Origin of the sequence: Phyllobacterium sp. SL163 (assembly GCF_049896885.1) — a bacterium.
Taxonomy (GTDB): Bacteria; Pseudomonadota; Alphaproteobacteria; order Rhizobiales; family Rhizobiaceae; genus Phyllobacterium; species Phyllobacterium calauticae.
Window position 1 is genome coordinate 144482 of the sequence record NZ_JAFCVE010000011.1, and the last position, 12341, is coordinate 156822.

Annotated in this window: 12 protein-coding genes; 6 read left to right on the forward strand and 6 right to left on the reverse strand. The window is 59.0% G+C overall.

Annotated elements, in window-relative coordinates; genetic code table 11:
- Positions 1-19: 19 nt before the first annotated feature.
- On the reverse strand, positions 20-847 hold the full coding sequence (locus tag ACP7B1_RS22525; RefSeq protein ID WP_223614644.1) for an AraC family transcriptional regulator: 828 nt from the start codon (positions 845-847) through the stop codon (positions 20-22).
- 131 nt (positions 848-978) lie between these two features.
- On the opposite strand from ACP7B1_RS22525, the gene ACP7B1_RS22530 reads away from it, so the two are divergent.
- The 5 genes from ACP7B1_RS22530 (at position 979) to ACP7B1_RS22550 (ending at position 7581) form a co-directional block, all read left to right on the forward strand.
- Entirely contained in the window at positions 979-2205 is a 1227-nt protein-coding gene (locus ACP7B1_RS22530) for an MFS transporter (RefSeq protein ID WP_346306194.1), read from the forward strand.
- Positions 2206-2432: 227 nt separating this feature from the next.
- Positions 2433-3314, forward strand: coding sequence for an AraC family transcriptional regulator (locus ACP7B1_RS22535; protein WP_346306193.1), 882 nt, complete (start codon positions 2433-2435; stop codon positions 3312-3314).
- Positions 3315-3484: 170 nt separating this feature from the next.
- Positions 3485-5674 carry a TonB-dependent siderophore receptor gene (locus ACP7B1_RS22540; RefSeq protein WP_346306192.1) on the forward strand — a complete coding sequence of 730 codons (2190 nt, stop codon included), beginning with the start codon at positions 3485-3487 and terminating at the stop codon, positions 5672-5674.
- 222 nt (positions 5675-5896) lie between these two features.
- The gene (locus tag ACP7B1_RS22545; RefSeq protein ID WP_346306191.1) at positions 5897-6823 is read left to right on the forward strand and encodes an ABC transporter ATP-binding protein; all 927 of its coding nucleotides are present in this window, start codon (positions 5897-5899) and stop codon (positions 6821-6823) included.
- Positions 6820-7581: an ABC transporter permease gene (locus tag ACP7B1_RS22550; protein ID WP_288192161.1), complete on the forward strand. Its 762-nt coding sequence runs from the start codon at positions 6820-6822 to the stop codon at positions 7579-7581. The genes ACP7B1_RS22545 and ACP7B1_RS22550 overlap by 4 nt, the downstream gene beginning before the upstream one ends.
- A gap of 2 nt (positions 7582-7583) precedes the next feature.
- Here the strand turns inward: ACP7B1_RS22550 and ACP7B1_RS22555 are convergent, their stop codons facing one another.
- Together ACP7B1_RS22555 and ACP7B1_RS22560 are read right to left on the reverse strand one after the other, a co-directional pair.
- The gene (locus ACP7B1_RS22555) at positions 7584-7772 is read right to left on the reverse strand and encodes a hypothetical protein (protein WP_346306190.1); all 189 of its coding nucleotides are present in this window, start codon (positions 7770-7772) and stop codon (positions 7584-7586) included.
- Between the two features lie 82 nt (positions 7773-7854).
- On the reverse strand, positions 7855-8277 hold the full coding sequence (locus tag ACP7B1_RS22560; RefSeq protein ID WP_346306189.1) for a hypothetical protein: 423 nt from the start codon (positions 8275-8277) through the stop codon (positions 7855-7857).
- Positions 8278-8624: 347 nt separating this feature from the next.
- Here ACP7B1_RS22560 and ACP7B1_RS22565 point away from each other — a divergent pair, with 347 nt between their 5' ends.
- Positions 8625-9332, forward strand: a complete 708-nt coding sequence (locus ACP7B1_RS22565; RefSeq protein WP_346306188.1) for a DUF3053 family protein — start codon at positions 8625-8627, stop codon at positions 9330-9332.
- On the opposite strand, the gene ACP7B1_RS22570 is transcribed toward ACP7B1_RS22565, so the two are convergent.
- The 3 genes from ACP7B1_RS22570 to ACP7B1_RS22580 are packed head-to-tail and all read right to left on the reverse strand — an operon-like array spanning position 9329 to position 12341.
- Complete coding sequence (locus ACP7B1_RS22570; RefSeq protein ID WP_346306187.1) at positions 9329-10387, reverse strand: D-TA family PLP-dependent enzyme; 1059 nt, start codon at positions 10385-10387, stop codon at positions 9329-9331. The genes ACP7B1_RS22565 and ACP7B1_RS22570 overlap by 4 nt on opposite strands.
- A 3-nt stretch (positions 10388-10390) precedes the next feature.
- Positions 10391-11272, reverse strand: a complete 882-nt coding sequence (locus ACP7B1_RS22575; RefSeq protein WP_346306186.1) for a MurR/RpiR family transcriptional regulator — start codon at positions 11270-11272, stop codon at positions 10391-10393.
- 1 nt (position 11273) lies between these two features.
- Positions 11274-12341: an ABC transporter ATP-binding protein gene (locus tag ACP7B1_RS22580; protein WP_346306185.1), complete on the reverse strand. Its 1068-nt coding sequence runs from the start codon at positions 12339-12341 to the stop codon at positions 11274-11276.

Here is a 12341-nt window from a genome sequence, read left to right on the forward strand (position 1 = left end):
GGAATGCCGGTGCATGCAATCAGGCCGCCGAGTGAAGATAATTGCGGGGAGGGGCGCCCAGCATGCGTTTGAACATGGTGGTAAAGGCGGGAACGCTGTTGTAACCGAGATCGAGCGCGACGCTGGTTACCGCCTCGCCTCCGGACAGACGCGGCAAGGCGGATAGCAGGCATGCCTGCTGGCGCCAGGTCGACAGGCTCAAGCCCGTCTCGCGCCGGAAAAACCGCGTAAAGGTACGGCGGCTCATGCCGAGGCGATCGGCCCAGTTGTCGATATTGGTGCGGGGCGAAGGGTCTTGCAGAAAGCCGCGGCAGAGCGCCGCCAGCCTGGTGTCATCGGGGAAGGGCAGGCCGAGCGGGCGCTCTTCCAGCTTGGGAATCTCGTGCAGCAGCAATCCCATCATGAACGTCGTGCGCGGGCTCGCCTGCTCGTCGGACGGGGAAGCGACAACCTCCCGGATCAGCGTATCCATGAGCGGGGTCAAAGCAACCACGTGCAGATGGTTCTTCAATCCTTCAACGGCATCGGGACGGACGTAGATCGAATGCATGGCGACATCGCCATGCATATCCACCGCATGCCGCACGCCCGCCGGCAGCCATAGCGCATGATGCGGCGGCACCATCCAGCGGCCGAACTTGGTGGAGACCATGACAACCCCGGTCATCGCGTGCAGCAGTTGCGACAGGCTGTGCTGGTGCTCCGGAACATGGCACCCGGTGGGATAGTGCGCCAATCCGGCAACCACGTCGCCCTTCGATTGCTCAAGCCATTCCAGCCGCTGCAGATGCACGCGCCCCAGATCCCTGGCGTGGAAACTCATCTCGGGAAACTTCAGATAGAGCATCGGCTTGGCCCACTTGCGAAAGAAATAGACCAAACCACGAAGGCAGGTTTTATGCAACAGGTATATCAGGAAAGGGAAGGGTGACGCGAAGCACGCAATCAACACCCTCATTTTCCGATGGAACGCCCGATATGACCGATACATCCTTGCCCGCACAGCGCTCTTCCGCTGAAATAACTGCCTTCGGCATCATCTTTGCCGTGAGCTTCTGCCATCTGCTCAACGACATGATGCAGTCCATGCTCTCGGCCATCTATCCGATGCTCAAGACCAACTACGGACTCGACTTCAAGCAGATCGGCCTGCTGACGCTCACCTTTCAGGTCACAGCATCCCTGCTGCAGCCTGTCGTCGGCACCTATACCGACAAGCGCCCGATGCCCTATTCCCTGCCGGTCGGCATGGGCTTCTCGCTGGTTGGCCTCGGCCTCTTGTCGATCGCCACGCACTATTCGATGCTGCTGATCGGCGCCGCTTTCATCGGCATCGGCTCGTCCATCTTCCATCCGGAGTCTTCGCGCGTCGCGCGCCTGGCATCCGGCGGACGTCATGGCCTCGCCCAGTCACTGTTCCAGGTGGGTGGCAATTTCGGCACGGCGCTCGGACCCTTGCTTGCAGCCTTCATCATCCTGCCGCACGGCCAGCAGAGCATCGCCTGGTTCTCGGCGGCGGCACTGATCGGCATGATCGTCCTCTATCAGGTCGGCAACTGGTACCAGCGCTATCGCGCCGCCAATGCGAAAAAGCCGCCGGTCAGCCGCACGCTGAAATTGCCGCGCCGCAAGGTAACGATGTCGCTGATCATTCTCACGCTGCTGGTGTTCAGCAAGAACATCTATCTCGCCAGCATCTCCAGCTACTACACCTTCTACGTGATCCACAAATTCGGCATCACCGTACAGCAGTCGCAGCTGATGCTGTTCCTGTTCCTCGGCGCCGCTGCTGTCGGCATCATCGGTGGCGGACTGGTCGGCGACAAGATCGGCGTCAAGACCGTCATCTGGTTCTCGATCCTGGGCGTCCTGCCGTTCACGCTGCTGATGCCCTATGCAAACCTGTTCTGGACCGGCGTGCTGACCGTATTCATCGGCCTCATCCTGTCCTCGGCATTCCCGGCCATCGTGGTGTTCGCACAGGAGCTTGTGCCGGGCCGGGTCGGCATGATCGCCGGCATCTTCTTCGGCTTCGCCTTCGGCATGGCCGGAATTGCAGCCGCGGTTCTCGGGGTCGTTGCCGACAACAAGGGGATCGACTTTGTCTATATGGTCTGTTCCTACCTGCCATTCCTCGGCCTGTTGACCATCTTCCTGCCGAGCATGCGCGAGGTGAAGGGTGAACCCGTGGCAGTCCCGGCATAAACAGGCGGCAGCATTGTTGCCATCCGGCGACAGTCGCTGAAATAACAGCCCTCTGTCATAACGGGTCCGGAACGCGCATGTTCCGGACCCGTTTTCAATTGGCTCAATGATTTCAATAGTTAAAGATGATTTCTTTACTCATATTTTATAAGCTGATGCAAAACCTTCTGGAAGCGTTCCAAATCATTGGCGTTGCCTGATATTTCCAATGGTTTTATGCCAATCGAATGACGTTTCAACCGCAGATGAATACCAAGATAAACGGCTTTTCCGTCGTCGGGGGCTTGCAGCAGCGCGCCTGGGACGGTGTTGTCGCCGATCTATTCAGCGTGAATTGCGCCCCCGATGCCAGCGGTCAGTATGAGGCGAGAGATCCCCGGCTCTTCATCGTTCTCGACGGCCTGAACACCGGCACGTTCAACGTGCGGCTGGACCCGCAGAGCAGGGATCTCGGCAGCGATGGCGTTGCCAATCCGATGTGCTATGTCCCGGCGGGAATGCCGCTCTGGTCCCGCCTCCGCGAGGTCAAGCACATCCGCCACATCGACCTGCACTTCAACCTCCAAACACTGGTCAAACGCTTTGGCGACGGGGTTGATCTTGGCGCGGTCACGCGGCCGCGCCTGATGTTTTCCGATCCGCGCATCCTGGCGCTGGCCAATCTCATGGCAGGGGAGTGTGCCAATCCCGATCCGCTGCACCCGCTCTATGGTGAGAGCCTGGCAATCTCGGTCTTCACGCTGCTGTTCGACATTAAGGCCAAAGCGGAGCGCAAACGCAGCAAACTCGCGCCCTGGCAGCTGCGCCGCGTCACCAACTATCTCGGTGACAACTGGATGCGTGCGGTCCGCCTGCAGGAACTGGCTGATCTGACCGGATTGTCGCAGTCGCATTTCAGTCATGCCTTCAAGGCTTCGACCGGCATGCCGCCGCACCAGTGGCAGATGCGCGCGCGCGTGCGCCGCATCGAAGAAATGCTGCTACGGACCGGTCATAGTCTCAACCACATCGCGGAGCTCGCAGGCTTTGCCGATCAGGCGCATTTCACCCGCGTGTTCCGCCAGCACACCGGCCTCACGCCGGCCGCCTGGCAACGCAGCCGGAAATAAGCATTACCGCCAGGCGACTTTAGCCCAAAAACATTCAACGGGCCGTGATTTCGGACAAGACCCACATTTATAGTTGAGTTAAATAGTCATAATATTCAGGCATACGATGATATTGGCGCGGGCGCAGCGGCGTGCGGTGTCATTGTTCTTTGGGGTTTTTGGGGCGACACATGACAAGACATAACCGGACGCGGCGGGCAGGGCTTCTGTTTGCCGGCACAACCCTCAGCATTGCGCTTCTGCCAATCGCAGCCATGGCGGAAGAATCCATCGTCCTCAAGGAAATCGTCATCGATGGCGGCAACGGCACGGCGACCGGACCCGTCAACGGCTACGTCGCCAAGAAGACCACCGCCGGTTCGAAATCCGCCCTGCCGATCACCGCCATTCCGCAGTCCGTCTCCGTAGTTGGCCAGCAGGAACTGCAGGATCGCGGCGTCAGGAAAGTCGATGAAGCCCTGCGCTATACCGCAGGCATTACCGCAGCGCCCTTCGGCGAAGACCCCGATACGGACTGGATTTTCATTCGTGGCTTCCAGGCCACGCAAAGCGGCGTTTTCCTCGATGGCCTGCCGCTCTTCGGTTATGGTTTCGGCGGGTTCCAGATCGATCCTTTCATGCTTGAGCGGGTTGAAGCCCTCAAGGGCCCTGCTTCGGTTCTCTATGGTGGTGCCAATCCCGGCGGCATCGTCAATATGGTGAGCAAACGTCCGGAAAAGGATCGCTTCGGCCGAATCGAAACGGGTGTCAACCAGTACGGCAATGCCTATCTCGGCGTCGATGTCGGCGACAAGCTCGATGAAAACGGCGTCTGGACCTACCGTTTCACCGGTCGGATCGCCGGCGGCGAACAGCAGACGGATTTCGCCAAGGATTTTCGCGGCTCGCTTATGCCGCAGATCACCTATGCGCCATCAGCCGACACAAAAGTCACCGTGTTCGGCCAGTTCTCCGCCCTCGACCAGACCCATGCGGGCGGCGGGTTCCTGCCTTATTACGGCACCGTCAAGGACGCGGCATTCGGCAAGATCAGCCGCAAGGCGAATTTCACCGAACCAGGTATCGATGACGGCCAGAACCGCCAATATCTGTTTGGCTACGAAGCGGAACACACTTTCGACAATGGCTGGAAGCTCAGCCAGAATGTGCGCTACGGCCATCAGAACAAGAAGGAAACCAGCCCCTATCCCTACGGCTATGTTGATCCGGCCTTCCCCTATGGCGGCGGTCTGAAGCCGACAACACCGGACAATCTTCTGTACCGGATCGGCTTCAACCACGATACGAAGGTCGACACGTTCCTGATGGACAACCGGGCCGAGAAGCAATTCACCACCGGCGCGCTCGAACACAATTTCCTGTTTGGCGTCGACTACAAATATTTCAAGATCGACCAGGTGCAGGCATCGGGCGGTGCAACGCCGATCAGCGCCAGCAATCCGGTCTATGGTGCCCCGCAGGGCCCGACCAGCGTCTATCTCGATCAGGTTTTGAAGATGAACCAGATTGGCGTCTACACGCAGGATCAGGTGCGGTTCGGCGATGGCTGGCTGGTGACCCTGAACGGCCGCTATGACTACGTCAACATCGCGTCGGATTCCGCCGAAGGCCCGTTCTTCCCGCTTGGCCCGACCTATGACTACAACAGGAGCGCCGTTAGCGGCCGTGTCGGGCTCGGCTATGAATTCTCCAACGGCGTGACGCCCTATATCAGCGCGGCAACCTTCTTCAATCCGGTGATTGGCGTCACCCTTGGCGAACCGCTGAAGCCGGAAGAGGGCTATCAATTCGAAGCGGGTGTCAAATACGCCCCGGATTTCGTTGACGGCTTGCTGACGGCATCCGTGTTCCAGATCACCAAGCAGAACGCGCTGTCGCGCGTTCCCGGTACCTTTATCGACACGCAGCTGGGCGAGGTCAAATCGACCGGGTTGGAACTGGAAGGCAAGGTCAATATCGACCAGAACTGGAAGGCCCTGGCATCGCTGACCGTGCTCGATATGGAGATCGCCAAGGATGAAGACCCGGCATTGATCGGCAACTGGCCGACAATCGTCCCGAAAGTGTCTGCCGCGTTCTGGCTGGATTACACGGTTGACCATGGACCGCTGCAAGGGATCAATCTCGGGGCAGGCGTCCGCTATCAGGGCGAGTCCTACGCCAACAAGGCCAACACGCTGAAGGTTCCCGGCGCCACCTTGTTCGATGCCGCTATCCGCTACGAGAAGGACAGCTGGGGCGTTGCCCTCAATGTCACCAATCTTTTCGACAAGGCCTATGTCAAGGGCTGCGACGGCGAGGCGGTCTGCGGTTATGGCGACGGCCGGACGATCACGCTTTCAGCCCACACCAAATGGTAGTCGCACAGCCCTTGTAGAAAACGGCCCATCCGGACACCCGCCATGCACCTCGCATGGCGGGTATTTTGTTTGATGGGCCTCCTGACTCGTTTTGTCAGGAGGTGGTTTGAAAACCAGTTTGGATCACCATATAAGGAAAACCATTCTTCCAATGACGGTTCATGCCTCCTGTTTCATTCTACCGGAGACGTCGCAACCGAAAATTCCGTCCGGATAGACCTCATGTCCTCAGCCATATCTGTTTCCAATCTGCATAAAACCTATGATTCCGGGTTTGAAGCACTCAAAAACATCAATCTCGACATTCATCACGGTGAAATCTTTGCCTTGCTCGGCCCCAACGGCGCCGGCAAGACGACGCTGATCAGCACCATCTGCGGCATCGTCAATCCGACATCCGGCACGATCCTTGCCGATGGGCACGACATCCAGAAGGAATACCGTGCGGCGCGCACCAAGATCGGCCTGGTGCCGCAGGAATTGACGACCGATGCCTTCGAGACGGTGTGGAACACGGTGAGTTTCAGCCGCGGTCTGTTCGGAAAGCCGTCCAAACCCAGCCATGTCGAGAAGATCCTGAAAGACCTTTCGCTCTGGGACAAGAAAGACAACAAGATCATCACCTTGTCCGGCGGCATGAAGCGCCGCGTCATGATTGCCAAGGCACTGTCGCACGAACCGGAGATCCTGTTCCTCGATGAACCGACCGCCGGCGTCGATGTCGAGCTGCGCCGCGACATGTGGAATGTTGTGCGCGCCTTGCGCGAGTCCGGCGTGACCATCATCCTGACGACCCATTACATCGAGGAAGCCGAACAGATGGCGGACCGCATCGGCGTCATCAGCAAAGGCGAGATCATCCTGGTCGAAGAAAAGCACGAACTGATGCGCTCGCTGGGCAAGAAGCAGCTGCGCCTGCATTTGCAGGAAGAGCATTCGGCCGTACCCGACACCTTGGCCAAGTACGGGCTCGAACTGGCCGCCAGCGGCAGCGAGCTGATCTACAGCTACGATGCGCATGAGGACAAAACCGGCATTGCCTCCCTGCTCAAGGATCTGGACAAGGCAGGCATAGGGTTCAACGACATTCAGACGAAGCAAAGCTCTCTCGAGGAAATCTTCGTCAATCTGGTGAGGGAACGCAAATGAACCTTTACGCGATCCGTGCGATCTATCTCTTTGAAATGCATCGTACATGGCGCACGATCATGCAGAGCATCATCTCGCCTGTCATTTCCACCAGCCTGTACTTTGTCGTCTTCGGTTCGGCCATTGGCGGGCGCATTCCCGAGATCAATGGCGTCAGCTACGGTGCGTTCATCGTACCGGGACTGGTCATGCTATCGCTGCTGACGCAGAGCATTTCGAACGCGTCCTTCGGTATCTACTTTCCCAAATTCACCGGGACGATCTACGAATTGCTGTCGGCACCGGTGTCCTATTTCGAGATTGTCATCGCCTATGTCGGCGCGGCGGCGTCGAAATCGATCATTCTCGGCGTGATCATTCTGGCAACGGCCGCCTTGTTCGTGCCGTTGCGGATCGAGCATCCCTTTGTCATGGTGCTGTTTCTCGTGCTCACCGCGGTGACATTCAGTCTGTTCGGCTTCATCATCGGCATATGGGCCGACGGCTTTGAAAAACTGCAGCTGGTGCCGCTGATGATCGTCACGCCGCTGACGTTCCTGGGCGGCAGCTTCTACTCCATCGACATGCTTCCGCCGTTCTGGCGTACGGTCACCTTGTTCAATCCGGTCGTTTATCTCATCAGCGGCTTTCGCTGGAGTTTTTACGGCTTGTCCGATGTACACATCGGAACCAGTCTTGCCATGACGTTGGTGTTCCTCATCGTCTGCATTCTGATTGTGCGCTGGATGTTCAAAACGGGGTACAGGCTGAAAAGCTAGGCCTATTCTTCCCAGCGCTGGAAGGGATCGCGATCATCCGTCGTATGATTGCGCTCCTCGGCGCAAAGGAAGGCCGCCGGGATTTCTTCCGGCTTCAGCACAGCAAAGCGGGCCGGATCAGGCTCGACGACATCTGCCGGGCCGCTTGGCAAAACAGGCTGCTTGAACAACGCCTTTACAGTTGGCCCCATACGCATTCCCCGTGTCCCGCACGCATAAGCTCTGGCGAAGGCCTGCATGATGCAGGAAAGACCCGCCGGGAGTCGAGTCCCTTCAGTGCCCCCAGAATCCGTAGACAACGAGTGCCACGAACAGGGTGACAAACGCGGCAAAAGCGATATGCAATTTCACCAGAACGCTCTTGGTCCCCGATATTCTGGCCTGCAACGGCCGCGTCTTTTCCGGACGGGACCGCAGCCGCATCCGCGCCAGCATGTCGTCCAGGGCCTTGCACCCGTCCAGTTCATCCTCATGCGAGGCGATGAAGCGAAACAGAGCGGCATCAAACAGGAGGTAGCCGGTAAGCAGCAGGGTGATGAGCCCGCCCACCATCATCAGGGGCCACAGGCCGGCAAGCACAGCGCCGCCCTTGTCGGCGATGAGCGACGTTGCCACCATGAGGACACAGGTCAGGACCCCATAGGTCACTGCGCGATGTCGCAAACGATGAGCAAATTCCGCAGCATCTTCCTCCATGGCAATTCCTTCCTCCGGCCCTCAACGCATGGCATTCTATGGCCAATCGGGAGCGGCCACAATCGGAGCCTTGAACGATCGGTCCGCCACGCAAGATGGCTCGGCCCCGGCCTCCCGCAGTTTCCATTGCTTCTGGAAAACATGCCTGACGGTGCCCGTCACGGTTGTGCAACATATCTTTCTGCACTAGGCCCTACCCAGCGATCCGATCAATTTTGAGGGAAATGCCACTCTTCCCATGCTGGCGCCCAATTTCTGCAGCACCACAGGGAGCAACAAGGCCGACAGGCTCTATCGTTCAGGCCGCTTGCCTGAGCGGACGTGAAGAAGAAAAGGAAAATAACAAAATGCCAGGATTCCGTTTTGCCATTGCGGCTGTGATGACCGTGTTCATGGCCTTGTCGATCTCCGCCTGTTCGGACAACGAGGCCACCCAGCGCAAGGCATTCATCGACTTTCTGCAGACGCGCATCGTCGACAAGAAGGGCGTGAGCGTCCCGCAATTGACCACGGAAGAAACCAAGTCTCTTGGCAGTTATGCAGCACAATACAAGATCATCACCGATTTTCATGCGGCGATGAATGAAAAGATCAGCAAACCCATGGAAGCCCTTGCCACCAAAGGTGCAATCACCTCCATTGATGATGCCATGAACCGCAAGGATGACATCAAGGCCGCCTATGCCGGCCTCAGCACGCTGCGCACGACCATGGATGAAGAACAGAGCGTCGCCGACAGGGCCCATGCGGCGCTGAAGCAGCCGGAAGACCTCAAGCCCGTCTTTGACAAGGCCTATGAAAAGACCGTGAGCAATCTCGCCAACACCTACAAGGAAATCTTTCCGGCCACGAGCGAGACCTTCGACATCCTCCTGAAGGTTGTCGATTTCGTCGATCAGAACAAGGACAAGATCACCATCTCCGGCTCGATGTTCGAAGTGTCGGATCCCACCATCCAGGCGCAGTTGAACATCCTGCTCGATCAGGTCAACGCCAAGGGGCAGGCGATGTCCGACGCGCAGCGGAAAATGCGCGCGGCCATCTACGGAAACTAACCGACCCGGCCCCGCGCGGCGACGGGGGCAATGTCGACGACAGCGTCGCCTGATATCAGCACCACGCTGTCGAACAGATTGGAGACCACGCAGGCGTGATTGGGAATGATCCGGATCCGGTCGCCGATCTGCGGCTTGGATTTACACGCCGACACGTCGATCGTCCCGTGCTCCTCGCTGAGCGAGGTGATCACCGCATCGGGAAATTCGACAATCCGCCCGAACCCTTCCATGCCGAACGTATCGCTCGACAGCGATTTTGAGCCGGCATCGATGACCGCACGATTGTCCGTCGGGCGGCTGACCACGGTTGCCAGAACGGTGAGGGCGCAATCGTCCCAGGTGCCGGCATTCTTTGCCACCTGAAACCGGTCCATATAGATATACGTGCCGGGCCGATGTTCGGTGGCCGCCGTCACCTCGTGAGCGCGCCACATATCGGGCGAACCGCCGTTGGAGATGATGCGCGGATCAAGTCCCGCATCGACCGCTTTCTGCTTTGCCGTTGCCAGCCATGCCTGGTTCTCCAGCACGCCACCCGCCTTCGGATAGGTCATGAAACCGGCAAAGCGAAGACCGTCGGCGGCGTCGATCACCTTCGCCAGCGCAACCGCGTCATCGGGCGTCTGCACACCGCAGCGGCCCATGCCCGTATCGCATTCCACCAGAACCTCGAGCGGCTTCGCCGAACCGGCAAAGGCCGCGGCAAGACCGCTGACGGTTGCGGCGCTGTCCGCCGTCACCGCAAGCTTGATGCGTCCGTGCAGGGCAACGAGCCGCTCGAGCTTGGCTTTGCCGATAATATTGTAGGGAATGAAAATGTCGGTCAAACCGGCATCGGCCATCACTTCGGCCTCGCCCAGCTTCTGGCAGGTGATGCCGACAGCGCCAAGTTCCACCTGCCGTTTGGCAAAACGCGGCAGCTTGTGCGTCTTGATATGCGGGCGCACGCGCAGCCCATGCGCATCGGCATAGGCCTGGAAGCGCTGCAGGTTGGCATCGGCCCGGTCCACATCGATCAGGACGGCAGGCGTATCAAGGTCGGACAGTTTCAATTCTCAGTCTCCAAGCGGAAGGTTGGGTGCATCGCTCTTTTGCATGCCCTGAAGATTCTTGATCCGGCGCATGCGTTCCACTGCGGGCGCGCCGATTTTTTCCGCCACGCTCATGGCCAGCATATCGGTGAGGGCAAGCAGGGCATAGCGGGCGGGTGAGGGCCGGTAGACATTCGTGCCTTCTTCGATGTGAAAAGGCAAGACCAGTTGCGCCGCGGCCGCCAAGGACGACTTGGCGGCCGTGAAGGCAATTGTCTTTGCCCCGTAGCGCCCGGCGATGGTCACCGCGTCGATGACCGGCTTGACCTCGCCGGACAGGGAATAAGCGACGATGACCGTATCCCTGTTGCTGGTAGCGGCGGTCATCTGCTGCATTTCGCCGTCGATATGGGAGGAGGCTGGAAGACCCAACCGGAATAACCGGTTTTCGAGCTCGGTCGCGGCCATCGACGAGGCACCGCCCGACCCGTAGGCACGAACCATGCCGGCACCGGCAACGATAGCCGCAGCGCGGTCGAGACTTGCCCGGTCGATGAGATTGGTCACCGTTTCAATCGCGCTGACGGCACTGGTTGCTATGATGGACGGAATGCCATGGCTCGCCGAACCATCGGCGGCATTGACCGAAATGAACCGCCCGGCAACCGCCAGGGACTGGGCAAGCCCCACCTTGAAATCACGGGTGCCTTCAAAGCCGAGCGAGCGGCAGAAACGGGTAATCGTCGGCTCGCTGACCCCGGCCTTTTCCGCCAGCTTTTCGATGGAAGCATGGGTGGCAAAATCTGCATCCGCCAGAACGGCGGCAGCCACTCTTTGATCGGAGCGCTGGCCATTCTCGGCGATCTCACGCAACCGGGCAACGATGTCAAAAAGCGGCGAAGCCATATCAGATCCGGTTTCCGGTTTTCCCGTCGAAGACGTGCACCTTGCCGGGATCGACCGTCAGCATCATCTGGCTGCCCGGTTCCGGCGCAATGCGATCACGAAACACCGCGCGCACATCCACGCCGGCAATCGTGCCGAAAAGATGCGTTTCCGAGCCGGTCGGCTCGATCACGGCAACTTTATAAGGGAAACCCTGACCGCTGGCCGCCAGGCGGTAATGTTCCGGACGGATGCCCACCTCAATCGGCTGACCGGAAGCGGCCGTCGTATCGCCAACCGGGATCGCGAAACCATCCGATGTCCGCATGCGTACCATCCCGTCACCCCGCTCCAGCGTCCCGGGAATGAAGCTCATGGCGGGCGAGCCAAGGAAACCGGCGACGAACTTGTTGGCGGGCTGGTCATACAGCTCGAGCGGCGAGCCGATCTGTTCGATGCGGCCGCCATTCATCACCACGATCCGGTCCGCCATGGTCATGGCCTCGATCTGGTCGTGCGTCACATAGACGATGGTTGTCTTGAGCTGCTGATGCAGCGCCTTGATTTCCGTGCGCATCTGTACGCGCAGCTTGGCATCCAGATTGGACAGCGGTTCATCGAACAGGAACAGGTCGGGTTCCCGCACGATGGTCCGGCCCATGGCAACGCGCTGGCGCTGGCCGCCCGAAAGCTGGCGCGGCAGGCGGTCGAGATAGTTGTGCAGGTTGAGCGTTTCCGCTGCCTTGTTCACCTTGGCATCGATAACGCTTCCGGCCTCGCGCCGGATTTTCGGGCCAAAGCCGATATTCTTGCGCGTCGTCATATGCGGGAACAGCGCATAGCTCTGGAAAACCATTGAAATATTGCGCTGCTGCGGCGCGAGGCCATTGGTCAGGCGATCGCCGATCCATAGCTCCCCCGAAGAAATATCGTCGAGACCGGCAATCATGCGCAGAAGCGTGGACTTGCCGCAGCCGGAAGGGCCGATGAGAACGAGGAACTCGCCGTCACGTACCTCAAGATCGATACCATGCAGAACGCTCATGGCTCCATAGGATTTGACGAGTTGTTTGATCTGAAGTCCGGCCAT